The organism is uncultured Microbacterium sp. (genome assembly GCF_963521645.1).
In the GTDB taxonomy this organism is placed as follows: domain Bacteria; phylum Actinomycetota; class Actinomycetes; order Actinomycetales; family Microbacteriaceae; genus Microbacterium.
The window spans coordinates 35911-59324 of record NZ_CAUQVQ010000004.1 but is presented as its reverse complement, the minus strand read 5'-3'; the positions used below and the strand labels follow the sequence as shown (position 1 = coordinate 59324).

The window sequence follows — 23414 nt, the reverse complement described above, 5'->3', positions numbered from 1 at the left end:
AGCCGTGTCAGACGCGGCGACGCTTCGGCGGGCGGCAGCCGTTGTGCGCCTGCGGGGTGACGTCCTGGATCGAGCCGACCTCGAGGCCTGCGGCCTGGAGCGAACGGATCGCGGTCTCGCGGCCGGAGCCCGGACCCTTCACGAGGACGTCGACCTTCTTGACGCCGTGCTCCGCAGCCTGGCGGGCTGCGGACTCGGCTGCCATGCCGGCGGCGTACGGGGTCGACTTGCGGGAGCCCTTGAAGCCCACGCCACCCGACGATGCCCACGCGATGACAGCGCCGGACGGGTCGGTGATCGAGACGATCGTGTTGTTGAACGTCGACTTGATGTGGGCCTGGCCCAGCGCGATGTTCTTCTTTTCCTTGCGGCGCGGCTTGCGCGCGGCGGCCTTGGGTGCAGCCATGAAAGTGTTCTCCTAGTCCCTGGGGCCGCGCTTAGCGGGCCTTCTTCTTGCCTGCGACGGTGCGCTTCGGGCCCTTGCGGGTACGGGCGTTGGTCTTGGTGCGCTGACCACGGACCGGGAGACCACGACGGTGGCGGATGCCCTCGTAGGAGCCGATCTCGACCTTGCGGCGGATGTCTGCGGCGACCTCGCGGCGCAGGTCACCCTCCACCTTGTAGTTGCCTTCGATGTGGTCGCGGAGGGCGATCAGCTGGTCGTCGCTGAGGTCCTTCACGCGGATGCTCTCGTCGATCTCGGTCGCCTTGAGGATCTCGACCGAGCGGGTACGGCCGACGCCGTAGATGTAGGTAAGGGCGATCACCACGCGCTTGTCACGCGGGATGTCAACGCCGGCAAGACGTGCCATGCGGTTCTCCTGAGTTTGGTGGAGGTGTGGAGCAGGATCGGTGCTCGGGCCTCCGCCCCGAGGTGTCCCCCACTCGCGTGGGATCTGATCCTGCCGTCGTGTATTGAGTTGTGAGTCAGTCCGTAAGAGCGGCCCGACGCCGGGGCTCAGCCCTGGCGCTGCTTGTGGCGCGGGTTGCTCTTGCAGATCACCATGACGCGGCCGTGGCGGCGGATCACCTTGCAGTGATCGCAGATGGGCTTGACGCTGGGGTTGACCTTCATGATGTTTCCTGTTCGCTGTCTTCGTACCGCCCCGAGGTGGGGCAGGCCGTTACTTCTCGACCGATCAGCGGTAGCGGTAGACGATGCGACCGCGGGTCAGGTCGTAGGGGCTGAGCTCCACGACCACGCGGTCCTCGGGGATGATGCGGATGTAGTTCTGCCGCATCTTTCCTGAGATCGTTGCCAGGACCTTGTGCCCGTTGGTGAGCTCAACACGGAACATCGCGTTGGGCAGAGCCTCGGAGATCACACCTTCGATCTCGATGACACCGTCTTTCTTAGCCATAGCCTCGCTGACGCTTCTGCAGACCGGTCGATCTGCGGTGGGTGATTGGGATTGCGGTGCCGCACCGATTCAGACACGCCGAATCAGGGCGCAAAGCACCAAAGATCTATGTTAGACGACGAAAGGAGTTCCGGCAACCTGAGCAGGATGCCGGAACTCCCGTCGCATGTCGGGGTCAGCCGAGGATCTTGGCGAACTCGGTGGCGATCTCCGAGTTGTCGATGCGGTCGCCGTTGATGGCGACGGTCGGGGTGCCGAAGTTGCCCGTGGCCGGGTCGACGGGGGTCTCGGTCGTGCGGTTCGCCACGAAGCGCGAGTACGTGCCGTCCGTGATGCAGTCTGCAGCGGAATCCGCGCCTGCCTGCGTCGCGAGTTCGATGAGCTGGTCATCGCTCAGACCCGCGGTGTTCTCCTCGGGCTGGTTGGCGAAGAGGAGGTTGAAGTAGTCGAGCGCCGCGTCGGGCGCCTCCGTCGCGACGCAGTACATCGAGTTCGCCGCGCGCGTCGAGAACTGGGTGTTCTGCGACGCACGGTCGAGGATCGAGATCGGGTGGATGTTGAGCGTGATGGTGCCGTCCGCAGCAGCCGCCTGCAGCTGCTCGCCGTACGCATCCTCGAACTGGCCGCAGATCGGGCACATGAAGTCGATGTACGTGTCGATCGTCTGATCGCCGTCACCGAACGAGATCGCGCCGGTCTCCTGATTCACGATCTCACTGTCGGGAGCGACCCCCGGCGCCGTCGCCTGGTTGTTGAGCACCACCACGACGGTGGCGAGCACGGCCAGCACGACCACGACCGCCGCGGACACTCCGATCACGAACCAGTTGGTGTTGCTCTTCGCGGCTGCCATGGGTTTCCGTTTCTGTCGGGGCCCGCGAGACGGCGGGCCCGGCGTGAAGTCAGCGGGTGCGCACGCACCCGCACCTATTCTGCCCGGAGAATCCTATGTACGCGTTGTGATCCGGACCCGCGACCACGACGGACCTGCATCAGCGGACCAGCGCGCCCGCCAGGCGCCCCGGGTCAGGCGATGGGCGTCGGTGCCACGCCGAACGGCGCAAGACCCGCTGCTCCCCCGTCAGGGGCCGTGAGCACCCATATGCCGCCCGCGTGCACGGCGACGCTGTGCTCCCAGTGCGAACCGTCACTGCCGTCGACCGTCGAGACCGTCCAGTCGTCGTCCTCGAGGAACGTCTCTTCGCCGCCCGCGGTGACCATCGGCTCGATCGCGAGCACGAGTCCGGGCTTGATCTCTGCTCCGGGATCGGGCGTGCGGTAGTTGAAGACGCTCGGCGCCTCGTGCATCTTGCGTCCGATCCCGTGACCGACGTATTCGCGGAGGATCCCGTAGGTCTGCCCCGACACGGCCGACGGACCCTGAGCCTCGATGTACCCCTGGATCGCCGCCCCGATGTCGCCGAGGTGAGATGCGGACGCCATCGCCGCGATGCCCGCCCACATCGATCCTTCGGTCACACGCGACAGCTCCAGTCGCTGAGCGACGAGCTCGGGTCGACTGTCATCGGGGACGACGACGGTGATCGCGCTGTCGCCGTTCCATCCCTGGTACTGGGCACCGCAGTCGATCGAGACGATGTCGCCGGCCTGCAGCACACGCTCGCCGGGGATGCCGTGCACGACCTCCTCGTTCACCGAGATGCAGGTGGTGTGCCGGTAGCCGCGCACGAGCTGGAAGTTCGACTCCGCGCCCCGTCCGACGATCACGCGGTTGGCCTCGGCGTCGAGCTCGAGCGTCGTGACACCGGGCCGGATCAGCGGACGGACGGCGTCCAGTGCGGCGGCGGTGATGAGACCCGGCTCGACCATCGCCCGCAGTTGGGCGGGCGACTTGTAGATCGACTTTCGGAACATCGACAGCGATCAGGCTGCGAGGCGCAGACCACGCGCCGTCAGTGCCGCGAACACGCGTTCGGTGATCTCGTCGAGCGAGCCGACGCCGTCGATGCGGTCGACGATTCCACGGGTGCCGTAGACGTCGAGGATAGGAGCGGTCTCCTTCTCGTAGATGTCCAGACGGTGCGCGATGGCCTCTTCCGTGTCATCCGAGCGCCCCTGCTCGGCGGCACGCAGTGCGAGTCGCTCGATGCTCTCCTCGCGGGGGACGTCGAGAAGGATGACGGCATCCAGCGACTCTCCGCGACTCGCGAGGAACTCCTCGAGGTGCGCGACCTGTGCCGTGTTGCGCGGGTATCCGTCGAGGAGGAAGCCGTGGGCGGCGTCATCCTGCGTCAGGCGATCGCGCACGATCTCGCTCGTGAGCTCGTCGGGAACCAGGTCTCCCCTGTCGAGGATCGCCGTGACCTTCTGACCGAGGTCCGTACCCTCTTTGATGTTCGCGCGGAAGATGTCGCCCGTCGAGACGACGGGGATCCCGTAGGACTCGGCGATCCGGACACCCTGGGTGCCCTTGCCCGAGCCCTGCGGGCCGACGATGAGGAGACGAGCTGATCGAGTCATCGGAGGAGCCCTTCGTAGTGACGCTGCTGCAGCTGCGCGTCGATCTGCTTGACCGTCTCGAGACCGACACCCACGATGATGAGGATCGACGCGCCACCGAACGGGAAGTTCTGGTTGGCGCCGACGGTGGCGAGAGCGATGAGCGGGATCAGCGCGATCAGGCCGAGGTAGATGGACCCTGGCAGCGTGATGCGGGTGAGCACGTAGTCGAGGTACTCGGCGGTCGGACGACCGGCACGGATGCCGGGGATGAAGCCGCCGTACTTCTTCATGTTGTCGGCGACCTCGACGGGGTTGAACGTGATCGCGACGTAGAAGTAGGTGAAGCCGATGATCAGCAGGAAGTACGCCAGCATGTAGATCGGCTGGTCGCCCGTCGTGAAGTACGTGGAGATCCACGTGACCCACGCGGCGGGCTCGGAGCCGTCCTGCGGGGTGTTGAACTGCGCGATCAGGGCCGGGATGTACAGCAGCGACGATGCGAAGATCACGGGGATCACACCGGCCATGTTGACCTTGATCGGGATGTAGGTGTTGGTGCCGCCGTATGTGCGACGACCCACCATGCGCTTGGCGTACTGCACGGGGATGCGTCGCTGGGACTGCTCGACGAACACGACGAGGCCCATCACGATCACACCGACAGCGAGAACCATGAGGAACACCTCGAAACCGCGGCTCTCCCAGATGAGCCACATGGCGCCGGGGAAGGTCGCGGCGATGGAGGTGAAGATCAGGAGCGACATTCCGTTGCCGATGCCGCGCTCGGTGACGAGCTCGGCGAACCACATGATGAGTCCGGTTCCTGCCGTCATCGCCATGATGATGAGCAGCTGCGCCCACCACACGTCGTTGGTGAGAAGGTTCTGGCATGCGGCGATCTCGGTCGTGCCGAAGAGCTGACCGCTGCGTGCCACCGTGACCAGGGTCGTGGACTGGAGAAGTGCAAGCGCGATCGTGAGGTAGCGCGTGTACTGGGTCAGCTTGGCCTGACCGGCCTGACCCTCTTTGTGCAGCGCCTCGAAGTGCGGGATGACCACGCGCAGGAGCTGGGTGATGATCGTCGCGGTGATGTACGGCATGACGCCGAGGGCGAAGATCGAGAGCTGGAGGAGCGCGCCGCCCGAGAAGAGGTTGACGAGTCCGAGGAGTCCGTCGGTGCCCGCGTTGAGAGCGAGGCACTGCTCGACGTTCGGGAAGTTCACGAACGGAGCCGGGACGTTGGAGCCCAGTCGGTAGATCGCGATGATCGCGAGCGTGAAGCCGATCTTCCGACGCAGGTCTGGCGTGCGGAAGATCCGCGCGATGGCGCTAAACAAGGACGTGCCTCCTGAAAAGGTTGCCGATCCTGAGGGACGGCTGAAAGAACAGGCTAACCCATAAGAGGGGCCGGAGAATCTCCGACCCCTCTCATGAAGTGGTTACTTGACGGATCCGCCGGCCGCCACGATCTTCTGCTCGGCGGAACCCGAGACCTTGTCGACCGCGACGGTGAGCTTGACGGCGATGTCGCCGTCTCCGAGAACCTTGACCTTCTCGTTCTTGCGAACGGCACCCTTGGCGACCAGGTCGCTGATGGTGACATCGCCACCCGTGGGGTACAGCTCCGCGAGCTTGTCCAGGTTCACGACCTGGTACTCGACGCGGAACGGGTTCTTGAACCCGCGCAGCTTCGGGGTGCGCATGTGCAGCGGCATCTGCCCACCCTCGAAGCCGACGCGAACGGTGTTGCGGGCCTTGGTGCCCTTGGTACCGCGACCCGCGGTCTTTCCCTTGGAGCCCTCACCGCGACCGACACGGGTCTTGGCGGTGTTGGATCCGGGGACCGGACGCAGGTGGTGCACCTTGAGCACGCCGGGGCGGGATGCCGGAGCATCCTTCTTCGGCGCAGACTTCTTCGAAGCGGCAGCCTCCGTCTTGGTGCCTGCAGCAGCTGCGGGCGCCTTCTTGGCGGCGGGCTTCTTCTCGGCGGCTGCCTTGGGAGCAGCGGCCTTCTTCGGGGCCTTCTCGGCGCCCGCGGCTTCGTTCTTCTCAGCCATTAGTCGATCTCCTCAACCTTGACGAGGTGTGCGACGGTCTTGACGTAGCCGCGCGTCTGCGCGTCGTCGGGGCGAACGGTGCTGTCACCGATGCGCTTGAGACCGAGCGAACGCAGCGTGTCGCGCTGGTTCTGCTTCTCACTCACCTTGGACTTGATCTGCGTGACCTTGAGCCGGGCGGCCATCAGGCACCTACCTTCTGTGCGGCGATGGCGTCAGCCTCGGCGCGGACAAGACGCGCGGGGGCGACCTGGTCGAACTCGAGGCCACGACGCGCGGCGACCGCACGGGGCTCCTCGAGCTGCTTCAGTGCCTCCACCGTCGCGTGCACGATGTTGATCGTGTTCGACGAACCGAGCGACTTCGACAGCACGTCGTGGATACCGGCGCACTCGAGCACGGCGCGGACCGGACCACCGGCGATGACACCGGTACCGGCAGCGGCCGGACGAAGCAGCACCACACCGGCGGCTGCCTCACCCTGCACGGGGTGCGGGATGGTGCTCGCGACGCGCGGAACGCGGAAGAAGTTGCGCTTGGCCTCTTCGACACCCTTCGAGATGGCCAGGGGCACCTCGCGGGCCTTGCCGTAGCCGACGCCCACCAGACCGTTGCCGTCGCCGACGACCACGAGAGCGGTGAAGCTGAAGCGACGACCACCCTTCACGACCTTCGAGACGCGGTTGATGGTGACGACGCGCTCGAGGAACTGGTTGTCCCCACGGTCGCGCGAGTTGCGGTCACGGCCACCCTGGTTGCGGTCACCACGGCCACCGCCGCGACGGTTGTCGCGCTGAGTCGGCTCTGCCTGCGTGGTGCCGGTGGCAGTCTCGGAAGTGGCAGCTGCCGCTTCGGTCACTTCGTTCTCCTTGTTGTCACTCACAGTGCCAGACCCCCTTCGCGGGCGCCGTCGGCGATGGCGGCGACACGACCTGCGTAGCGGTTGCCGCCACGGTCGAACACTGCCTCGGAAACGCCGGCAGCCTTCGCGCGCTCGGCGAGAAGCTCGCCGACCTTGCGTGCCTTGGCGGTCTTGTCACCCTCGAGCGAGCGCAGGTCGGTCTCGAGCGTCGAAGCCGACGCGACGGTGTGACCCTTGCTGTCGTCGACAAGCTGCACGAAGACGTGGCGAGCCGAACGGTTGACGACGAGGCGCGGACGCACCTCGGTGCCGACGACCTTCTTGCGAAGGCGGGCATGACGACGCGCGCGGGCGTCAGACTTTGACTTGAGAGCCATGGTTACTTACCACTCTTTCCGGCCTTGCGACGCACGTTCTCGCCGGCGTAGCGCACGCCCTTGCCCTTGTACGGCTCGGGCTTGCGGATCTTGCGGATGTTGGCAGCTGCCTCGCCGACAGCCTGCTTGTCGATCCCGCTGACGGTGAGCTTGTTGGTGCCCTCGACCGTGAGCGTGATGCCGGCGGGCGGGTCGATCAGGACCGGGTGCGAGAAGCCCAGGGCGAACTCGACCGAGCTGCCCTTCTGAGCCACGCGGTAACCGGTGCCGACGACCTCGAGACCCTTGGTGTAGCCCTGGGTCACGCCGATGATGTTGTTGCTGATGAGCGTGCGGGTCAGGCCGTGAAGCGACCGCGACTCGCGCTCGTCGTCGGGGCGAGTGACGAGAACCTGGTTCTCCTCGACCGCGACCTCGATGGGGCTGGCGACCGTCAGGGTGAGTTCACCCTTGGGGCCCTTCACCGCGACCTCACGGCCGTCGACCGAAACGGTCACGCCCGCGGGAACGTCGATGGGAAGTCGTCCGATACGCGACATTTTCGATTACCACACGTAGGCGAGAACTTCTCCGCCCACGCCCTTCTGCTCTGCCTGACGGTCGGTGAGAAGACCGGAGGAGGTGGACAGGATGGCCACGCCGAGGCCGCCGAGGACCTTGGGGAGCTCGGTGGACTTCGCGTAGACGCGGAGGCCGGGCTTCGACACGCGCTTGATGCCCGCGATCGAACGCTCGCGGTTGGGGCCGTACTTCAGCTGCAGCGTGAGGTTCTTGCCCACGCGAGCGTCAGTGGTCTCCCAGCCGGCGATGTAGCCCTCCTGCTGGAGGATGTCGGCGATGTGCGTCTTCAGCTTGCTCGACGGCAGCGTCACGGAATCGTGGTGCGCCGAGTTCGCGTTGCGCAGACGGGTCAGCAGATCTGCGACCGGGTCTGTCATTGTCATTGGTGTTTTCCTTTGTTCATACGGTTCCGGCTGCCGTTACACGACAGACGGCCTGCGATGAGCACGCAATCTTCGAGTCTACGTGCAATTCGACGGGCTCAGTGACCACTGGCCCCTGAGCCCGTCGAAGTGACTACGCCTGAGCGTCTTCCGACCGGAACGGGAAGCCGAGGTGACGCAGCAGGGCGCGACCCTCGTCATCCGTCTTCGCGGTGGTGACGACGGTGATGTCGAAACCGCGAACCCGGTCGATCTTGTCCTGATCGATCTCGTGGAACACGCTCTGCTCCTGGAGACCGAAGGTGTAGTTGCCGTTGCCGTCGAACTGCTTGGCCGACAGACCGCGGAAGTCGCGGATGCGGGGCAGTGCGAGCGAGACCAGGCGGTCCACGAACTCCCACGCACGGTCACCACGAAGGGTGACGTGTGCGCCGATGGCCTGACCCTCACGCAGCTTGAACTGCGCGATGGACTTGCGGGCCTTCGTGACGATCGGCTTCTGACCGGTGATCTTGGTGAGGTCGTCGACCGCACCATCGATCACCTTGCTGTCGCGAGCTGCCTCGCCGACACCGGTGTTCACGACGACCTTGACCAGGCCGGGGATCTGCATGACGTTGGCGTAGCCGAACTCTTCCTGCAGAGCCTTCTTGATCTCGGTGTTGTACTTCGCCTTCAGGCGGGGCTGCACCTTGACAGCCTCCGCAGCGTCAGTAGCTGCCATCAGAGGTCCTTACCGCTCTTCTTCGCGTAGCGCACGCGGACGGTGCGCTTGACGCCGTCCTTGGTCTGCTCCTCGACCCGGTGGCCGACCTTGGTCGGCTTCTTGGTCGAGGGGTCGACGAGTGCGACGTTCGAGATGTGGATGGACGCCTCGACGGTCTCGAGGCCTCCCGTCTTGGTGCCACGCTGCGTCTGACCGACACGCGTGTGCTTGGTGACGTAGTTCACGCCTTCGACGATGACGCGGTTCTTGTCGGACAGGATCTCGAGGACCTTGCCCTGCTTGCCGCGGTCGCCGCCACGCTCCTGCGTGGCTCCGGTGATGACCTGAACCAGGTCACCCTTCTTGATCTTCGCCATGACTTAAATAACCTCCGGCGCGAGCGAGACGATCTTCATGAACTTCTTGTCGCGAAGCTCACGACCGACCGGTCCGAAGATACGGGTGCCGCGGGGCTCCCCGTCGTTCTTCAGGATGACGGCGGCGTTCTCGTCGAACTTGATGTACGAGCCGTCGGGACGACGCGTGGACTTGACCGTGCGGACGATGACGGCCTTGACCACATCGCCCTTCTTGACGTTTCCGCCGGGGATCGCGTCCTTGACGGTCGCGACGATCGTGTCACCCAGACCGGCGTAACGACGACGCGAGCCGCCGAGAACACGGATGGTGAGCAGCTCCTTCGCGCCGGTGTTGTCGGCGACCTTGAGGCGAGACTCCTGCTGAATCACTTGGCCTTCTCCAGAATCTCCACCAGACGCCAGCGCTTGGTGGCGCTGAGCGGGCGGGTCTCGTTGATCAGGACGAGGTCGCCGATGCCGGCGGTGTTCGCCTCATCGTGCGCCTTGACCTTCGAGGTGCGGCGGATGACCTTGCCGTAAAGCGGGTGCTTCACGCGGTCCTCGACCTCGACCACGATGGTCTTGTCCATCTTGTCGCTGACGACGTAGCCACGACGCGACTTGCGGTAACCGCGAGCGTCTTCGTCGCGGACGTCGTGTGCGGCGTGCTCAGCCTCGACTGCGGCTTCCTTCTTGGTGGCCATCACTCAGCCTCTTCCTTCACGGCGTCGTCAGCGGCATCCGCCTTCTTCGCCTTCGACTTGGACGCCTTCTTGGCCGGAACCTCGACCGGAGCGGGCGTCGCACGGATGCCCAGCTCGCGCTCACGGATCACGGTGTAGAGACGCGCGATGTCGCGCTTCACGGCGCGGATGCGGCCGTGGCTCTCCAGCTGGCCGGTGGCCGACTGGAAACGGAGGTTGAACAGCTCCTCCTTGGCCTTACGCAGCTCCTCAACGAGGCGCTGGTCTTCGAACGTGTCGAGCTCTGCCGGAGCGAGCTCCTTGGTGCCGATCGCCATTACGCGTCGCCCTCCTCGCGCTTGATGATGCGTGCCTTGAGAGGCAGCTTGTGAATGGCACGGGTCAGTGCCTCGCGAGCGAGTTCCTCGCTCACGCCGGAGACCTCGAAGAGGACGCGACCCGGCTTGACGTTGGCGACCCACCACTCGGGGGAACCCTTACCGGAACCCATGCGGGTCTCGGCAGGCTTCTTGGTGAGGGGACGGTCGGGGTAGATGTTGATCCACACCTTGCCGCCACGCTTGATGTGACGCGTGACCGCGATACGAGCGGACTCGATCTGACGGTTCGTCACATATGCAGGCGTGAGCGCCTGGATTCCGTACTCGCCGAAGGAGACCTTCGTGCCACCGGTCGCCTGGCCGCTACGGCCGGGGTGGTGCTGCTTGCGGAACTTGACCTTACGGGGAATAAGCATCAGGCAGACGCTCCTTCTGCGACGGGTGCCTCGTTGCGCGGTGCACGACGACGGTCGCCACCACGGTCATCACGACGAGCCTTCGGGGCGTTGGCCTGCTCGCGAGCGAGCTCCTTCGCCGTCAGGTCGCCCTTGTAGATCCAGACCTTCACGCCGATGCGGCCGAAGGTGGTCTTCGCCTCGTAGAAGCCGTAGTCGATGTTCGCGCGCAGCGTGTGCAGCGGCACACGACCCTCGCGGTAGAACTCCGAGCGGCTCATCTCGGCGCCGCCGAGGCGGCCGGAGACCTGGATGCGGATGCCCTTGGCGCCAGCGCGCTGCGCGCCCTGGAGACCCTTGCGCATCGCACGGCGGAACGCCACACGAGCAGAGAGCTGCTCGGCGATGCCCTGTGCGACGAGCTGAGCGTCGGCCTCGGGGTTCTTGACCTCGAGGATGTTCAGCTGGATCTGCTTGCCCGAGAGCTTCTCGAGGTCGCCACGGATACGCTCGGCCTCGGCTCCACGACGACCGATCACGATGCCCGGACGGGCGGTGTGGATGTCGACGCGGACGCGGTCACGGGTGCGCTCGATCTCGATGTTCGAGACACCGGCGCGGTCGAGCTGCGTCTTCAGCAGGTTGCGGATCTTGATGTCCTCGGCCACGTAGTCGGCGTAACGCTGACCCGGCTTCGTCGAGTCCGAGAACCAGCGCGACACGTGGTCCGTGGTGATGCCGAGACGGAAGCCGTACGGGTTTACCTTCTGTCCCATTACTTGCTCGCCTTCTTGTTGCTGTCGCTCGCGGCAGCCGGAGCTGCAGCAGGCGTCGAGAGCACGACCGTGATGTGGCTCGTGCGCTTCTTGATCTGGAAAGCGCGACCCTGTGCACGGGGCTGGAAACGCTTGAGCGTCGTGCCCTCGTCGACGTAGGCGTTAGCCACGTACAGGTCCTGCTCGTCGAGGTACTCGCCGTCACGATCCGCCTTGACCTGCGCGTTGGCCATGGCCGACGCGACAAGCTTGTAGATCGGCTCACTGGCGCTCTGCTGTGCGAACTTCAGGATCGCCAGAGCCTCCTGGGCCTGCTTGCCCTTGATGAGCGCGACGACACGACGAGCCTTCTGAGGGGTCACGCGGATGTGTCGCACGCGTGCGATGGACTCCACCATTTCTCTCTCCTCTACGCCCGCGCCTTAGCGCCGGCGACCCTTCTTGTCGTCCTTCTCGTGGCCGCGGAAGGTGCGGGTGGGCGCGAACTCGCCCAGCTTGTGGCCGACCATGGTCTCGGAGACAAACACGGGGATGTGCTTGCGACCGTCGTGGACCGCGATCGTGTGACCCAGCATGGCCGGGATGATCATGGACCGGCGAGACCAGGTCTTGATGACGTTCTTCGTGCCGGCTTCGTTCTGCACGACCACCTTGCGAAGCAGGTGCTCGTCGACGAAGGGGCCCTTCTTAAGACTGCGAGGCATCTTCTCTTACTCCTACTTGCGCTTCTTGCCGGCGTTACGACGACGCACGATGTACTTGTCGCTTTCCTTGTTGGCGTGGCGGGTGCGACCCTCAGCCTGGCCCCAAGGAGAGACGGGGTGACGTCCACCGGACGTCTTGCCCTCTCCACCACCGTGCGGGTGGTCGACCGGGTTCATGGCGACACCACGCACGGTCGGGCGGACGCCCTTCCAGCGCATGCGGCCGGCCTTGCCCCAGTTGATGTTCGACTGCTCGGCGTTGCCGACCTCGCCGATGGTGGCGCGGCAGCGCGCATCGACGTTGCGGATCTCGCCCGAGGGCAGACGCAGCTGGGCGAAGTTGCCATCCTTGGCGACGAGACGGACGGATGCACCGGCCGAACGTGCCATCTTCGCGCCGCCACCGGGACGGAGCTCGATCGCGTGGATGACGGTACCCGTCGGGATGTTCTTCAGCGGGAGGTTGTTTCCCGGCTTGATGTCAGCGCCGGCGCCGGACTCGACGACGTCGCCCTGCTTCAGCTTCGCCGGTGCGAGGATGTAGCGCTTCTCACCGTCGAAGTAGTGCAGCAGCGCGATGCGCGCGGTGCGGTTGGGGTCGTACTCGATGTGAGCGACCTTGGCGTCCACGCCGTCCTTGTCATTGCGACGGAAGTCGATGACGCGGTACTGGCGCTTGTGGCCACCACCGATGTGACGGGTCGTGATGCGTCCCTGGTTGTTGCGACCACCGGTCTTCGAGAGCGGGCGCAGCAGCGACTTCTCCGGCGTCGATCGGGTGATCTCGGCGAAGTCAGCCACCGACGAGCCGCGACGGCCCGGGGTCGTGGGCTTGTACTTGCGAATAGCCATTATTGTCCTTATCCCCCGGATCAGCCGATTGCCGTGAAGATGTCGATGGTGCCCGACTTCAGGGTCACGATGGCGCGCTTGGTGTCCTTGCGCTTGCCCGTGCCGAAGCGGGTGCGACGAGCCTTGCCGACGCGGTTGAGGGTGTTGACCCCTGCGACCTTGACGCCGAAGATCTTCTCGATGGCGAGCTTGATCTCGGTCTTCGAAGCGCGCGGGTCCACGAGGAAGGTGTACTTACCCTCGTCGATGAGACCGTAGCTCTTCTCGGACACGACCGGCTTCAGGATGATGTCGCGCGGGTCCTTGTTCAGGGCCGTCTGGAGAACAGATGCCTGCTCGCTCATGCGGAGACCTCCTGGTTGGCGCCGGACTTCGAGGCGATGAAGCCCTCGAGCGCGGCCTGGGTGAAGACGATGTCGTCGGAGACGAGCACGTCGTATGCGTTGAGCTGGTCGAACGTCAGCACGTGCAGGTTCGACAGGTTGCGGATGCTCTTCAGCGTCACGTCGTCGCCCCGCTCGATGACGACGAGCACGTTCTTCGACGAGACGACGTTGGTGAGGAAGTTCACCGCGGTCTTGGTCGAAGGCGTTCCGTCGATGCCGAAGGACTCGATGGCGTGGATGCGGTCACCGCGGAAGCGGTCGCTCAGTGCGCCCAGCAGGGCGGCGGCGATCATCTTCTTGGGGGTGCGCTGCGAGTAGTCGCGCGGCTTCGGGCCGTGCACGATGCCACCGCCGGTCATGTGCGGCGCGCGGATGGAGCCCTGACGAGCGTTACCCGTGCCCTTCTGCTTGAAGGGCTTGCGACCTGCACCCGAGACCTCACCGCGACGCTTGGTCGAGTGGGTTCCCTGGCGAGCCGCCGCGAGCTGCGCGACGACGACCTGGTGGATCAGCGGAATGTTCGTCTTGGCGTCGAACAGCGCGGCGGGAAGCTCGATCGAGCCAGCCTTCTTGCCGTCTGCCTTGAGGACGTCAAGCGCGAGAGTGGAGTCAGCCATGATCAGGCACCCTTCACTGCGTTGCGGACGTAGACGATGCGGCCACGAGCACCGGGGACGGCGCCCTTGACGAGCAGCAGACCCTTCTCGATGTCGACGGCGTGCACCGTGAGGTTGAGGACGGTCACGCGCTCGCCACCCATACGGCCGGCCATGCGCATGCCCTTGAAGACGCGGCTCGGGGTCGACGATGCGCCGATCGAGCCGGGCTTGCGGTGGTTGCGGTGCGAACCGTGCGAAGCCGAGACGCCCTTGAAGTTGTGACGCTTCATGACACCGGCGAAGCCCTTGCCCTTGCTCGTGCCGACGACGTCGACGAGCTGGCCCGCCTCGAAGGTGCCGTCGACCGTGAGCTCCTGGCCCAGCGAGTAGTCGCCTGCATCCGCGGTGCGGATCTCGGTGACGTGACGACGCGGCGTGACGCCTGCAGCCTCGAAGTGAGCGGTCAGCGGCTTGTTCACCTTGCGCGGGTCGATCTGGCCGTACGCGATCTGCACGGCGTTGTAGCCGTCCTTCTCGGGGGTACGGATCTGAGTGACCACGTTCGAGGCGAGCTCGATGACGGTGACGGGAACGAGCTTGCCGCTCTCGTTCCAGACCTGGGTCATGCCGAGCTTCGTGCCGAGCATGCCCTTGGAAATCTTGGAGTTGATGTCAACCATGGCGGACCTCAGAGCTTGATCTCGATGTTGACATCGGCGGGCAGGTCGAGACGCATCAGCGAGTCGACAGCCTTGGGCGTCGGGTCGACGATGTCGATCAGACGCTTGTGGGTGCGCATCTCGAAGTGCTCGCGGCTGTCCTTGTACTTGTGCGGCGACCGGATGACGCACACGACGTTCTTCTCGGTCGGAAGGGGCACGGGACCGACGACAGTTGCGCCCGCACGGGTCACGGTGTCGACGATCTTGCGTGCGGACGTGTCGATGACCTCGTGGTCATACGACTTCAGGCGAATGCGGATCTTCTGTCCCGCCATTGTCTGCTCTCTCTCTTTAGGCGTCTTACCGTCCGGGGCCGGGTGACCCTGGGGCATTGGACGCACGTCGGCGCTGTTCGCGCCTCGGCACTCGAACGACTCTCGCGAGTCGATCTGCTGCACCACTGTTCTGCTGTCATCCCGCTCGCCTCTCAGCGAGCGGATGTCCGACCTCCGCCGCGCACGGCGAAGTCCTCGTGATGAAGATGTCGGGATCGTCCTGCCACCCGCGGCCTAGGTCCCTGCGCGTCTGCGCCGCCTATGCACTGTCGTGATGGTGATCCGGCCCACGCTGAGCGCGCCGGAATGTCGAACCTGTCTATTCTGCCATGCGGGATTTCGCTTGTGCAAACCCGGGCGTGTCGCGTTTGCTGAGCATCGGGGGGGCCGCCCCCCGCCGCCCGGGGGTGTGCGCCCCGTACCCCCGCCCCGGGCGGTCAGCGACGGGGTGAGCGGGGGGCGCGGCACCCCCCTGCCTCGCCCCGCTTGGGGAGGGCGTTCGGTGCGAGGGGGCACACCGAACGCGAGGAGTCCGGCGTGAAGGGACGCCGTCTTCCTCGTTCGAGAGCGCGGCGAAGAGACCGCCGCGCGGGCGGGAAGACGCTCAGGCACACAGAGTGCGCGCGTCGCAAGATGATCCCCAAAATCATTTCCCCAGTTTGTCGCGGCGAACCGCGTGAATCGGGAGGTCGAACCCCTTCGACGTCCCTGACCGCTTGTTCCCCAGGCGATCGTTCTCATCCTAGGGGATGGTCGATCGGGAACGCGATACCGCCGGCCCGAATACCGGGTCTCGGATGCAGAAGAGCGGCGGCTCCCCTCAGGAAGCCGCCGCTCGCCGCGTGCGTGTCGCGTTACTCGTTGCCGACCGCCTTGTCGGCCTGCTCGCGAATCTCGTCGATCTTGTCTGCCGCGCCCGGTGCGACCTTCTTCGCGAAGTCGGCGACGCCGTCGAGGACCTTGTCGCTGATGTCCTCGGCCTGTTCGCTCTTCACGGCCTCGGCGATCTTGTCCTTGTTCTGCTCGTACAGGTCCTTGCCCTTGTTGACCGTTTCCTCGATACCCATGACGGGCCCCCTTCGATGCGAACGAACGCGCCGGATGTGCGGCGCACGTTCATTCTGCATGGAACCGAGGTGCAGGGGAAGGTGTGGGAGAGGCGTCTCCGTTATGAAAGCCAGTAGTTCTTCTTGACGATCACGCGCTGCACCTTGATCCCGGCGTTGAGGGCGCGGATCTGCGCGAACAGACGCAGTCTTCCCGAGAGGAGATACGGCAGAGTGTATTGCCCGAATGTCGGGGTGTTGGGCGAAGTGTCGGCGGTTGCCGGAATCTCGAGTGACGGCTGCACGGATGTGTCGACCACTCTGCCGGAGGAGTCGAGCGTCTCCGCCACGACCCGGACCTGGAACCCTTTGGTGACTCCAGCCGCATGGAGATAGATGACGAGATCGCCGGTCTCCTTGGCGATGTGACTGCTTTCGGCCAGGTAGTAGAAATTAGGGCTGACAGGAATGGGTGTCCACGTGGCGAGAGGGAGCACACCGTTCCACGCGTATGTCGTCGACTGATGAGTGGGCACTGGATCCTCCGGCTGGACGTAGTTCTCGAAATCGACTGAGTTGGTGAACCCCATCTGCAGCGGAGTTCCGCCGATCCAGAGGGAGACGTGGACGTGGGATCCGTACCCGGTTTCACTGCCGAAACCGGACGCTCCGGATTCGGCGATGACCTGGCCGCGGGAGACTCGGGTTCCGGGCAGAACAGCGCTCGAGCGCAGGTGGAGGTAGCGGATGTAGTTTCCGTCGTCTGTGCGGAGCGCCAAGTACCGGCCCGTCGCAGTGGTGGTGGTGTCCTTGCGATCGACGATGACCCCGTCCGCAGCAGCTCGGACGGCTGTGCCGATCGGGACCGCGTAGTCCGTCCCGGGCTCTCCCGAGGGCGGATTCCGGTCTCGGTGCCCCTGCCACGTGCTCGAGATGCGCACGTCACCGCATGGTCGGAGGTACGTTCCTGCGGCGGTGGCGGAGAGGCTCGGAGAGACGAGATCCCATCCGATCGCGGCGACACCGAGCGCAGCTCCTGCTCCGATCAGCATCGTGCGACGCGAGAAGGAGGGCTGAGCGCCGTCTTTCGCCGAGGGCTCGAAGTCCCCCGCGCCGCACACTAGCGATCGCCCCCCTCGTTCTCGCCGCGGATCAGCCGCTGGATCTGCTCTTCAGGCAGCTGCTCGATCGATCCGGATCCGAGCTCCATCTGGGGCTCAGCCGGGGTGCCGCCGATCGTGCAGACGGACTGCCCCTGGTACCCCATGGTCGCGGCGGGCACGATGACGAGCCACTCAGGCGTGACGGTGCGCTGCTCGATCCTCGTGCCGGGCATGTCGAAGACGACGTCAGGGGCGTAGGCCGTGACCGTCGCGTCGATGCAGATCTGAGCCAACTGCTCGAATGAGAAGGCTCCGAACTCCGAGGCGGGTGGCTCTGTCGGCTCAGCGGTCGGCGACGGCTCAGCGGACGGCGTCTCGGTCGGCGTGGACGTCGGCTCAGGGGTCGACGTGGCCGTGGACGTGGGGACAGGGTTCGCCGCACCTGGGTCTGCAGCACAACCGGCTGCTCCGCCGAGTACGACGATGGCCAGAGCACTCGCAGCGATTCTCGTCGCAAGGGGGGATCTCATGTTCTTGAATGTACCCAGCGCTTCGCGTGGATCCGTGTTGCCCCTCGGACAGTCGCGCGGATCGTTACCGAGACGATTCAGTGCGCGCTCGCGCCGGGCGCCACGACGGCACGTATCGTGCGGAAGAGGATCACGACGTCCTGCGTGAGCGACCAGTTCTCGACGTAGTAGAGGTCGAGACGGATCGTCTCCTCCCATGAGAGAGTCGAGCGCCCGCTGACCTGCCACAGACCGCTCATTCCTGGCTTGACCGCCAGACGGCGCAGGGCGATGTCGTCGTAGAGCGCGACCTCGGCCGCTCGTTGCGGCCGCGGCCCGACGAGGCTCATCTCACCCCGCAGCACGTTGATCAGCTGCGGCAGTTCGTCGATCGAGTGCTTGCGCAGGAAACGACCGATCCTGGTGATGCGCGGATCGTCCGAGACCTTGAAGAGCGGAGTCTCGCTGGAGCCCTGGAGATCGAGCAGGCTGGCAAGCTGATCGTCGGCGTTCTGCACCATCGACCGGAACTTGCGCATACCGAACGTGCGGCCGCCACGCCCGATTCGTTCCTGGTGGTAGAACACCTTGCCGGGGCCGTCGATCTTGATGGCGATCGCCGTGACGAGGAAGACCGGCGAGAAGAGCAGCAGCAACCCGGCGGACCCGATCAAATCGAACACCCGCTTCAGGAACCGGCTGGATCCCTCCATGCGCGGGAAGTCGACGTGCACGAGCGGAAGACCGGCGACGGGGCGCGAGTGCAGACGAGGACCGGCGATGTCGGTGAGCGCCGGCGCCATGATCATCTGGATGTCTCGGTCGGCCACGGCGTAGCCGAGTCGGCGCATGGTCTCAGGATCCATGTCATCGGACCCCACGATGATGAGCGCATCGATGTTCGCCGCATCCAGCGCCTTGTCGGCGCTGCGGATGTCTCCGAGCACCTCGAGCTGCGGCATTCCCTCAGACGGGACGCCGTCGGTGATGACGCCGACGATCGTGTACCCGCTGTCCTTGCTGCGACGGATCTGCTGCGCGACGTGCTTGACCTTGCTCCGCTCGCCGATGATGACGGCGCGATGCGTGTAGTCGCCCTTCCGCTGGCGCCTGCGCAGCCACTGGCGCCAGAGCCACCGTGACGCGAGGAGAAGAACGAGGCCGACGGGGAAGATCACCGCGAGCAACAGCCGCGAGATCTCCATCCCGAGGAAGAAGGCGACGGCGACCGTGAATGCGAAGACCGCGATGGTCGCGTCCGCGATCCTCCGGTACTCGAGGATCCCGTGGCCCACGATGTGATGATCGCGCGTATCGATCGCATCCAGGCCGATCAGCCACGCCACACCGATGATCGCGAGAACGAGGACATAGCTGATCCTGGGGCCGTTCGGCCACGACACGTCGTCTGTCATGCTCTGGCTCGACACGAGCCAGGCGGAGACGATGGTCAACGCCAACACCAGCACGTCGCTGTAGAAGAGTCGGCTCGCGTACCGGCGCGGCCACTCTCCGCGCCTGCGCTTGTGCGGCTGCTGGCGAGAGACCAGAGACTTCTGGTCTTTCGCCTGCCTTGGTACCGCGTCCACAGCTATGCCGACCACCCCTGTCCCTCCGACATGAATCGCTGTACTCCCAGCGAATTCACTGAATCGGCAGTCAGTTTACTCCAGTCGCTGTGACTTCGCCGCCAACCGGCATATCAGTTGCAGGAATCTGTGATTCCCGGCTCTACGGCGTTGATCATCGGGTTGGTCTGAACCGCCACCGGACCAAAAGCACCGGTGCCGGTGAATGCAGCCGTGACGTCCACTCGCTGGCCCGGTTCGAACCACGCTTCGAAACGCGCGGTCGGTCGACCCAGGTCGTCGACTCCCTGCGACAGGATGTCGACGCGTTCGCCATTGACTGCGATGTTGGAGAGCGTGGTTCCCGGCGGTCCGTAGATGTAGATCCAGTCACGGAACGTCGTTCCGAACGTCATGCTCTGCACGTATCGCGGGAGAGCCTCAGCCTCGTCCTGCGTGATCGGGAGCGCCAGCGCAGCATTGACCGTGAAGGTCGTGGAATCCGCTTCACAGACGGAATCGACGGTGATCGCGGTGCGCGTGTAGTAGTCGATCTTCGACCCGTTGCTGTTGTTGAAGTACACCCCGAGGGTCGTGGAGTCCTCGTTGTCGGTCGGCAGGACACCGCTGACGCGCTCCCCATCGATTGCCTCCGTGACCTTCGGGTCCTCGCTCCAGACCAGGATGTTGCCTCGCGCCGCACTTTCAGACAGAGCCACTGCCATGTCCTTCAGGTTGAACTGTCCCGAAGCGACCTGGTTGAAGACCGCTCCGGCAGCCGCTGCGAAGAAGCCGTCCACGAGTTCGGGGTACTTGTAGCTGTCCCAGCGTTTGTACACCTCATTGAGGAGGAGCGACACGGCGTTGTCGGAGCTCAAGACATCGCCCGTCGCCAGCGTGATGGGCCCTGTGGCGACAAGGATCCTGGAGAGCGCGATCGGGTCGATGGAGATGACGCCGTCGATCTGGTCGGGCGAGATGTCCCTCTGCCACCAGGCGCGCATGATCTGAGCCGCGGTCGGGAAGTCCGGGCGGCTCATGCTCGTGTTCACATGGTCGACCAGGTAGCTCGAGTAGAGATCGATCGCGCTCTGGTCCACCGGCACGTCGACGGCCACGCCGTTCTGATAGCTGCCGCTGTTGCCCTGGCTCCCCATGGCGATGACTCCGTTGTCCACATGCACGAGAGTCTGAGAGGCCGCGCTGCCGCCGAGAGCGAGCGATTCGGCGTTGTTCTGGAAGACGAGCAGATAGTTCCGGGGGCCGTCTGCGCCCAGAAGGGTCGGGAGCAGGTCTACAGCGGGAGCCGCGCCCTGCATCACCTCGGCGACCTGATCGACACCGCTGCGCACGGGACCGATCAAGGCGGTCGACTTCTCGACCTCAGCGATCTCGTCGGCCAGCTGCCCGATTCGCGGAGCCTGAGCCTTTGCGACATCGAGCACCTGCGTGATGAGCGATCCGCTCGCGGCATCGGCCGAGAGTACGGGCATCCCCACATCGTTCACGAGCACGTCGAGAGACTGCGCGGCGAGGCGCACGCCGTGGAGGTTCTCGCCGACGACCGGGATCCATTCCAGCGCACCCCAGACGGGGTCGGATGCCGCGTCCGACGCGCTTCGCGCCGGCTCGGACATCTTCTGGACGGTCTCCTTCGGGTCTGCGCCGTTCTGCAGCTCGCCGATGAGCTGCTGACTTTCCTCGAGACCGTTCTTCACGGTGAGCGCTTTGAACGCGACCCAGCAGGCGATGCCGAGCAGGACGATGACGATGGCGGCGATGACGAATCCGATGGTGCGGCCAGGCTTGCGGCGGCTTGGGTTGCCGGCGGGCTTTTCGTTCGGCCGCGCCGCTGCTCCGCGTTCGGACTGCTGCTTCTGCGCAGCTTCGCGCGCTGCTCGTCGAGACGTATGTGACACGCTCGGATCCTACCGGCGAACGCCTGATACACCCCTGAGCGCCCCGGGCACAGTCATCACCACGCTGAACGCGTCCGCCTGTGAATCAGCGCCGATTTGCACTGCATGCCCGCTCGGGACGACCCGCGCCCCCATCCTCATCGCGGCGACGAGTCCCGCTGTCATCAGTGTGAATAATGCCTGTTCTCACGACAGCTGCCCGCGGAGCAGGCAGTTGCAGTTACTGCTGTCCAAACGGTCGCGTCAGCTCGTCCCTGAGCCAGCCCTCGCCGAACGAACGCGTAAAGGTTTCGGTGAGGTGGTTGCTGTCGTAATACGCGGGGATTCCACCGACGACGGGGTAGCAGACGTCGTCGCAGAACACGTCGGAGAAGTCGACAACGCTGAAGTTCACGTTGTCGATCATCGCCGCGGCGCGCGTCAGCCCCGACTCAGCGTCAAGGCTCTCGACGGGTACGGTGCAAGATTCGATGATGCAGTCCACAACGTCGACGGGCAGCACCGGAGGCTCAGCCATCAGGATGACGCGCTTACCCGAGTCGAGCCACCGGTTCCACGCGTCGGCGTAACCGGTGCCGGGGTCAGGTTCGCCGTTGACGGTGTATCTGTCTGCCCACGCCGTGGTGATGATGACGTCGATGTCGGGGTCGTCGACCAGCATGTCGATCATGTCCGTGCGCCAGGCGTGGCACTCGGCGATATAGGCGGGGTCCGTGCTGATCGTTCCCACCGCGGGGTCGGCGGTCGCCGTACAGCCACCCTTGAGGAACGTGTGGATTCGCGCGTTGTGCACGGGTGCCACGGTGTCGAGCGAGCCCGACCACATCTCGGCGTGTGAGTCTCCGACGACCGCGATGTCAAGATCCTGCGTCCCCTCTGGCACTCCGAACGAGCATGTCTTGACGAACCCGTTGGCGGTGGTCACGTCTTCACAGACGGTGCCGCCAGTCGTGCTGGAGATGAGGTTGAACTGGCCGTTCGCGAGCAGGTAGGCCTGGTCGCCGAGCTCGCGGGAGTCGGAGCAGTCCCCAGCACCGAGCTCGGCTTGGGCGCCGAAGCACTCCCCCGGGTCTTTCGACGCAGCGACGAGTTCGGCGGTCGCTGAGACACCGCGATCGCGCAGCCCGAGCACACCGACGGCAGACGGGACGAGGACCAGGGCCATCGCGGCCGCGGTCATGACCAGGATCCAGCGCGGGCGGATGCGGGCGAGCGGGCCGAGGCGCACCGGGTCTTCGACGAAACGCTTGGTGAGCAGCGCGAGAACCAGGGTGATGGCCAAGAGAACGATCTTGTCCAGTGTGCCGATCGGCCGCGACAGTATGACGGGGGCGGCGACGATGAGCGGCCAGTGCCAGAGATATGCCGAGTAGCTCACGTCGCCGATGATCTGCACGGGGCGGAACGAGGTGATCGGCCGCGGCGACCAGGCGTGCTCGGCCTCACCGATCGCGATGACGAGAACGACACCGAGGACAGGGATGAGGGCTGCGGGCCCGGGGACGCCGGATTGCGAGTCGAAGAGCACGGCACTGCCGAGGATGAGCACCCAGCCGAGCCAGACGAACGCGCTGAGCCGGCGGCGGATCGTCTCGCTGAGGACGGGGAGCAGAGCGACGAGACCGCCTGCGGCGAACTCCCATGCACGGCCAGTGGTCTGGAAGTACGCGGCCGACGGTGTCTGGGCGGTGGAGTACACAGCCCACGCGAGAGAGACGAGCGCGATGCCCGCGAAGACGACAGCGGTGATGACGACCTGCGTGCGCTTGGCGCGACGGAAGGTGAGCCAGACAACGGCCAAGAGGATGATCGGCCAGATGATGTAGAACTGCTCTTCGACCGAGAGCGACCAGTAGTGGGTGACCAGCGTCTGGGCATCGCCCTGGGCGAAGTAGTCGAGCGAGTTCGAGGCGAGCAACCAGTTGAGCACGTAGACCGCGGCGGCGCCGATCTGGTAGAGCTCGTTCTCCCACTGGGGAAGGGGCATCTTCACGACGGTGAAGATGGCGCACACCGCGAGCACGAGCAGTGCGGCGGGCAACAGACGGCGGGCGCGTCGCGCCCAGAACGCGCCCAGCCGGATTTTGCCGGTGCTCCGCGACTCGCGGAGCAGATGGGACGTGATGAGGAATCCACTGATCACGAAGAAGACGTCGACGCCGATGTAGCCGCCGGGAAGGACCTCGGGCCACATGTGATTGACGATCACAGCGAGTACGGCCACCGCGCGGAGCGCTTGCAGATCAGTGCGGAAATCCCGCTTTGGTCCAGTCATCGTTCCCTTATCTCGGCCATGACTTGGACACCCAAGTTGGACGCATGCGTTCTGACATTCGTTCCGCTGACACGAGTCGAGCCGACACCGGTTCCCGCGGAGACGTCTGTGAAGCGACGGTCATCTTCGGGC

At 65.2% G+C, this 23414-nt stretch carries 34 protein-coding genes; all 34 read right to left on the bottom strand.

What is annotated here, in order from left to right; genetic code table 11:
- Positions 1 to 7 precede the first annotated feature (7 nt).
- The 34 genes from rpsK to RWO82_RS02150 all read right to left on the bottom strand — a co-directional run bounded on the left by rpsK (position 8) and on the right by RWO82_RS02150 (position 23282).
- Entirely contained in the window at positions 8 to 406 is a 399-nt protein-coding gene (gene rpsK / locus RWO82_RS02315) for a 30S ribosomal protein S11 (RefSeq protein WP_017829189.1), read from the bottom strand.
- Positions 407 to 437: 31 nt separating this feature from the next.
- Positions 438 to 812: a 30S ribosomal protein S13 gene (gene rpsM, locus RWO82_RS02310; RefSeq protein WP_017829190.1), complete on the bottom strand. Its 375-nt coding sequence runs from the start codon at positions 810 to 812 to the stop codon at positions 438 to 440.
- 146 nt (positions 813 to 958) lie between these two features.
- Entirely contained in the window at positions 959 to 1075 is a 117-nt protein-coding gene (gene rpmJ, locus RWO82_RS02305) for a 50S ribosomal protein L36 (RefSeq protein ID WP_005050492.1), read from the bottom strand.
- Between the two features lie 64 nt (positions 1076 to 1139).
- Entirely contained in the window at positions 1140 to 1361 is a 222-nt protein-coding gene (gene infA / locus RWO82_RS02300) for a translation initiation factor IF-1 (protein WP_028496510.1), read from the bottom strand.
- Positions 1362 to 1536: 175 nt separating this feature from the next.
- Positions 1537 to 2214: a thioredoxin domain-containing protein gene (locus RWO82_RS02295; RefSeq protein WP_314422743.1), complete on the bottom strand. Its 678-nt coding sequence runs from the start codon at positions 2212 to 2214 to the stop codon at positions 1537 to 1539.
- Positions 2215 to 2387: 173 nt separating this feature from the next.
- The gene (gene map, locus RWO82_RS02290; protein WP_314422740.1) at positions 2388 to 3236 is read right to left on the bottom strand and encodes a type I methionyl aminopeptidase; all 849 of its coding nucleotides are present in this window, start codon (positions 3234 to 3236) and stop codon (positions 2388 to 2390) included.
- Positions 3237 to 3245: 9 nt separating this feature from the next.
- Positions 3246 to 3842, bottom strand: a complete 597-nt coding sequence (locus RWO82_RS02285; protein WP_314422736.1) for an adenylate kinase — start codon at positions 3840 to 3842, stop codon at positions 3246 to 3248.
- Positions 3839 to 5161, bottom strand: coding sequence for a preprotein translocase subunit SecY (gene secY / locus RWO82_RS02280; protein WP_314422733.1), 1323 nt, complete (start codon positions 5159 to 5161; stop codon positions 3839 to 3841). Before secY ends, RWO82_RS02285 begins: the two co-directional genes overlap by 4 nt.
- A gap of 102 nt (positions 5162 to 5263) precedes the next feature.
- Positions 5264 to 5881: a 50S ribosomal protein L15 gene (rplO, locus tag RWO82_RS02275; RefSeq protein ID WP_314422731.1), complete on the bottom strand. Its 618-nt coding sequence runs from the start codon at positions 5879 to 5881 to the stop codon at positions 5264 to 5266.
- Positions 5881 to 6066: a 50S ribosomal protein L30 gene (rpmD, locus tag RWO82_RS02270; protein WP_067121122.1), complete on the bottom strand. Its 186-nt coding sequence runs from the start codon at positions 6064 to 6066 to the stop codon at positions 5881 to 5883. Before rpmD ends, rplO begins: the two co-directional genes overlap by 1 nt.
- The gene (rpsE, locus tag RWO82_RS02265) at positions 6066 to 6740 is read right to left on the bottom strand and encodes a 30S ribosomal protein S5 (RefSeq protein WP_314422727.1); all 675 of its coding nucleotides are present in this window, start codon (positions 6738 to 6740) and stop codon (positions 6066 to 6068) included. Before rpsE ends, rpmD begins: the two co-directional genes overlap by 1 nt.
- Before the next feature lie 20 nt (positions 6741 to 6760).
- Positions 6761 to 7120 carry a 50S ribosomal protein L18 gene (gene rplR / locus RWO82_RS02260; protein WP_029260926.1) on the bottom strand — a complete coding sequence of 120 codons (360 nt, stop codon included), beginning with the start codon at positions 7118 to 7120 and terminating at the stop codon, positions 6761 to 6763.
- Between the two features lie 2 nt (positions 7121 to 7122).
- Positions 7123 to 7659, bottom strand: a complete 537-nt coding sequence (gene rplF, locus RWO82_RS02255; protein WP_314422720.1) for a 50S ribosomal protein L6 — start codon at positions 7657 to 7659, stop codon at positions 7123 to 7125.
- 6 nt (positions 7660 to 7665) lie between these two features.
- Positions 7666 to 8064 carry a 30S ribosomal protein S8 gene (gene rpsH, locus RWO82_RS02250; protein ID WP_314422716.1) on the bottom strand — a complete coding sequence of 133 codons (399 nt, stop codon included), beginning with the start codon at positions 8062 to 8064 and terminating at the stop codon, positions 7666 to 7668.
- A 133-nt stretch (positions 8065 to 8197) separates the two neighbouring features.
- Positions 8198 to 8788 carry a 50S ribosomal protein L5 gene (rplE, locus tag RWO82_RS02245; RefSeq protein ID WP_314422712.1) on the bottom strand — a complete coding sequence of 197 codons (591 nt, stop codon included), beginning with the start codon at positions 8786 to 8788 and terminating at the stop codon, positions 8198 to 8200.
- Entirely contained in the window at positions 8788 to 9147 is a 360-nt protein-coding gene (gene rplX, locus RWO82_RS02240; RefSeq protein WP_045253837.1) for a 50S ribosomal protein L24, read from the bottom strand. Before rplX ends, rplE begins: the two co-directional genes overlap by 1 nt.
- 3 nt (positions 9148 to 9150) lie before the next feature.
- Complete coding sequence (gene rplN / locus RWO82_RS02235; protein WP_053097479.1) at positions 9151 to 9519, bottom strand: 50S ribosomal protein L14; 369 nt, start codon at positions 9517 to 9519, stop codon at positions 9151 to 9153.
- On the bottom strand, positions 9516 to 9833 hold the full coding sequence (rpsQ, locus tag RWO82_RS02230) for a 30S ribosomal protein S17 (protein WP_314422704.1): 318 nt from the start codon (positions 9831 to 9833) through the stop codon (positions 9516 to 9518). Before rpsQ ends, rplN begins: the two co-directional genes overlap by 4 nt.
- Positions 9833 to 10150 (bottom strand): 50S ribosomal protein L29, encoded by a 318-nt coding sequence (rpmC, locus tag RWO82_RS02225; RefSeq protein WP_194765134.1) that lies wholly within the window; start codon positions 10148 to 10150, stop codon positions 9833 to 9835. Before rpmC ends, rpsQ begins: the two co-directional genes overlap by 1 nt.
- Positions 10150 to 10569: a 50S ribosomal protein L16 gene (rplP, locus tag RWO82_RS02220; RefSeq protein WP_056312870.1), complete on the bottom strand. Its 420-nt coding sequence runs from the start codon at positions 10567 to 10569 to the stop codon at positions 10150 to 10152. Before rplP ends, rpmC begins: the two co-directional genes overlap by 1 nt.
- Complete coding sequence (gene rpsC, locus RWO82_RS02215) at positions 10569 to 11324, bottom strand: 30S ribosomal protein S3 (protein WP_017201587.1); 756 nt, start codon at positions 11322 to 11324, stop codon at positions 10569 to 10571. The genes rplP and rpsC overlap by 1 nt, the downstream gene beginning before the upstream one ends.
- Positions 11324 to 11722 (bottom strand): 50S ribosomal protein L22, encoded by a 399-nt coding sequence (gene rplV / locus RWO82_RS02210; RefSeq protein WP_194765133.1) that lies wholly within the window; start codon positions 11720 to 11722, stop codon positions 11324 to 11326. The genes rpsC and rplV overlap by 1 nt, the downstream gene beginning before the upstream one ends.
- Before the next feature lie 24 nt (positions 11723 to 11746).
- Positions 11747 to 12028, bottom strand: coding sequence for a 30S ribosomal protein S19 (gene rpsS, locus RWO82_RS02205; RefSeq protein WP_017201589.1), 282 nt, complete (start codon positions 12026 to 12028; stop codon positions 11747 to 11749).
- Positions 12029 to 12040: 12 nt separating this feature from the next.
- Positions 12041 to 12880 (bottom strand): 50S ribosomal protein L2, encoded by an 840-nt coding sequence (gene rplB / locus RWO82_RS02200; protein ID WP_067121105.1) that lies wholly within the window; start codon positions 12878 to 12880, stop codon positions 12041 to 12043.
- Between the two features lie 20 nt (positions 12881 to 12900).
- The gene (gene rplW, locus RWO82_RS02195; RefSeq protein WP_017829206.1) at positions 12901 to 13224 is read right to left on the bottom strand and encodes a 50S ribosomal protein L23; all 324 of its coding nucleotides are present in this window, start codon (positions 13222 to 13224) and stop codon (positions 12901 to 12903) included.
- Positions 13221 to 13883: a 50S ribosomal protein L4 gene (gene rplD / locus RWO82_RS02190; RefSeq protein WP_017829207.1), complete on the bottom strand. Its 663-nt coding sequence runs from the start codon at positions 13881 to 13883 to the stop codon at positions 13221 to 13223. The genes rplW and rplD overlap by 4 nt, the downstream gene beginning before the upstream one ends.
- Positions 13884 to 13885: 2 nt before the next feature.
- Entirely contained in the window at positions 13886 to 14545 is a 660-nt protein-coding gene (rplC, locus tag RWO82_RS02185; protein WP_056312872.1) for a 50S ribosomal protein L3, read from the bottom strand.
- Positions 14546 to 14553: 8 nt separating this feature from the next.
- Positions 14554 to 14862: a 30S ribosomal protein S10 gene (rpsJ, locus tag RWO82_RS02180; RefSeq protein WP_017201594.1), complete on the bottom strand. Its 309-nt coding sequence runs from the start codon at positions 14860 to 14862 to the stop codon at positions 14554 to 14556.
- Between the two features lie 854 nt (positions 14863 to 15716).
- Positions 15717 to 15929 carry a hypothetical protein gene (locus RWO82_RS02175; RefSeq protein ID WP_314422678.1) on the bottom strand — a complete coding sequence of 71 codons (213 nt, stop codon included), beginning with the start codon at positions 15927 to 15929 and terminating at the stop codon, positions 15717 to 15719.
- A gap of 101 nt (positions 15930 to 16030) precedes the next feature.
- A complete protein-coding gene (locus RWO82_RS02170) occupies positions 16031 to 16960 on the bottom strand; it encodes a peptidoglycan DD-metalloendopeptidase family protein (RefSeq protein WP_314422676.1) in 930 nt (309 codons plus the stop codon).
- Between the two features lie 68 nt (positions 16961 to 17028).
- Positions 17029 to 17541, bottom strand: coding sequence for a hypothetical protein (locus RWO82_RS02165; protein ID WP_314422672.1), 513 nt, complete (start codon positions 17539 to 17541; stop codon positions 17029 to 17031).
- Between the two features lie 77 nt (positions 17542 to 17618).
- On the bottom strand, positions 17619 to 19124 hold the full coding sequence (locus tag RWO82_RS02160) for a sugar transferase (protein WP_314422671.1): 1506 nt from the start codon (positions 19122 to 19124) through the stop codon (positions 17619 to 17621).
- A gap of 98 nt (positions 19125 to 19222) precedes the next feature.
- On the bottom strand, positions 19223 to 21007 hold the full coding sequence (locus RWO82_RS02155) for a DUF4012 domain-containing protein (RefSeq protein WP_314422669.1): 1785 nt from the start codon (positions 21005 to 21007) through the stop codon (positions 19223 to 19225).
- A 220-nt stretch (positions 21008 to 21227) separates the two neighbouring features.
- The gene (locus RWO82_RS02150; protein WP_314422667.1) at positions 21228 to 23282 is read right to left on the bottom strand and encodes an acyltransferase family protein; all 2055 of its coding nucleotides are present in this window, start codon (positions 23280 to 23282) and stop codon (positions 21228 to 21230) included.
- Positions 23283 to 23414 lie beyond the last annotated feature (132 nt).

Coding starts and splice junctions, on each gene's coding strand:
- rpsK (WP_017829189.1), bottom strand. CDS start 406: ATGGCTGCACCCAAGGCCGCCGCGCGCAAGCCGCGCCGCAAGGAAAAG.
- rpsM (WP_017829190.1), bottom strand. CDS start 812: ATGGCACGTCTTGCCGGCGTTGACATCCCGCGTGACAAGCGCGTGGTG.
- rpmJ (WP_005050492.1), bottom strand. CDS start 1,075: ATGAAGGTCAACCCCAGCGTCAAGCCCATCTGCGATCACTGCAAGGTG.
- infA (WP_028496510.1), bottom strand. CDS start 1,361: ATGGCTAAGAAAGACGGTGTCATCGAGATCGAAGGTGTGATCTCCGAG.
- RWO82_RS02295 (WP_314422743.1), bottom strand. CDS start 2,214: ATGGCAGCCGCGAAGAGCAACACCAACTGGTTCGTGATCGGAGTGTCC.
- map (WP_314422740.1), bottom strand. CDS start 3,236: ATGTTCCGAAAGTCGATCTACAAGTCGCCCGCCCAACTGCGGGCGATG.
- RWO82_RS02285 (WP_314422736.1), bottom strand. CDS start 3,842: ATGACTCGATCAGCTCGTCTCCTCATCGTCGGCCCGCAGGGCTCGGGC.
- rplO (WP_314422731.1), bottom strand. CDS start 5,881: ATGGCTGAGAAGAACGAAGCCGCGGGCGCCGAGAAGGCCCCGAAGAAG.
- rpmD (WP_067121122.1), bottom strand. CDS start 6,066: ATGGCCGCCCGGCTCAAGGTCACGCAGATCAAGTCCAAGGTGAGTGAG.
- rplR (WP_029260926.1), bottom strand. CDS start 7,120: ATGGCTCTCAAGTCAAAGTCTGACGCCCGCGCGCGTCGTCATGCCCGC.
- rplF (WP_314422720.1), bottom strand. CDS start 7,659: ATGTCGCGTATCGGACGACTTCCCATCGACGTTCCCGCGGGCGTGACC.
- rpsH (WP_314422716.1), bottom strand. CDS start 8,064: ATGACAATGACAGACCCGGTCGCAGATCTGCTGACCCGTCTGCGCAAC.
- rplE (WP_314422712.1), bottom strand. CDS start 8,788: ATGGCAGCTACTGACGCTGCGGAGGCTGTCAAGGTGCAGCCCCGCCTG.
- rplX (WP_045253837.1), bottom strand. CDS start 9,147: ATGGCGAAGATCAAGAAGGGTGACCTGGTTCAGGTCATCACCGGAGCC.
- rpsQ (WP_314422704.1), bottom strand. CDS start 9,833: ATGGCCACCAAGAAGGAAGCCGCAGTCGAGGCTGAGCACGCCGCACAC.
- rpmC (WP_194765134.1), bottom strand. CDS start 10,150: ATGGCGATCGGCACCAAGGAGCTCGCTCCGGCAGAGCTCGACACGTTC.
- rplP (WP_056312870.1), bottom strand. CDS start 10,569: ATGCTTATTCCCCGTAAGGTCAAGTTCCGCAAGCAGCACCACCCCGGC.
- rpsC (WP_017201587.1), bottom strand. CDS start 11,324: ATGGGACAGAAGGTAAACCCGTACGGCTTCCGTCTCGGCATCACCACG.
- rplV (WP_194765133.1), bottom strand. CDS start 11,722: ATGGTGGAGTCCATCGCACGCGTGCGACACATCCGCGTGACCCCTCAG.
- rpsS (WP_017201589.1), bottom strand. CDS start 12,028: ATGCCTCGCAGTCTTAAGAAGGGCCCCTTCGTCGACGAGCACCTGCTT.
- rplB (WP_067121105.1), bottom strand. CDS start 12,880: ATGGCTATTCGCAAGTACAAGCCCACGACCCCGGGCCGTCGCGGCTCG.
- rplW (WP_017829206.1), bottom strand. CDS start 13,224: ATGAGCGAGCAGGCATCTGTTCTCCAGACGGCCCTGAACAAGGACCCG.
- rplD (WP_017829207.1), bottom strand. CDS start 13,883: ATGGCTGACTCCACTCTCGCGCTTGACGTCCTCAAGGCAGACGGCAAG.
- rplC (WP_056312872.1), bottom strand. CDS start 14,545: ATGGTTGACATCAACTCCAAGATTTCCAAGGGCATGCTCGGCACGAAG.
- rpsJ (WP_017201594.1), bottom strand. CDS start 14,862: ATGGCGGGACAGAAGATCCGCATTCGCCTGAAGTCGTATGACCACGAG.
- RWO82_RS02175 (WP_314422678.1), bottom strand. CDS start 15,929: ATGGGTATCGAGGAAACGGTCAACAAGGGCAAGGACCTGTACGAGCAG.
- RWO82_RS02170 (WP_314422676.1), bottom strand. CDS start 16,960: ATGCTGATCGGAGCAGGAGCTGCGCTCGGTGTCGCCGCGATCGGATGG.
- RWO82_RS02165 (WP_314422672.1), bottom strand. CDS start 17,541: ATGAGATCCCCCCTTGCGACGAGAATCGCTGCGAGTGCTCTGGCCATC.
- RWO82_RS02150 (WP_314422667.1), bottom strand. CDS start 23,282: ATGACTGGACCAAAGCGGGATTTCCGCACTGATCTGCAAGCGCTCCGC.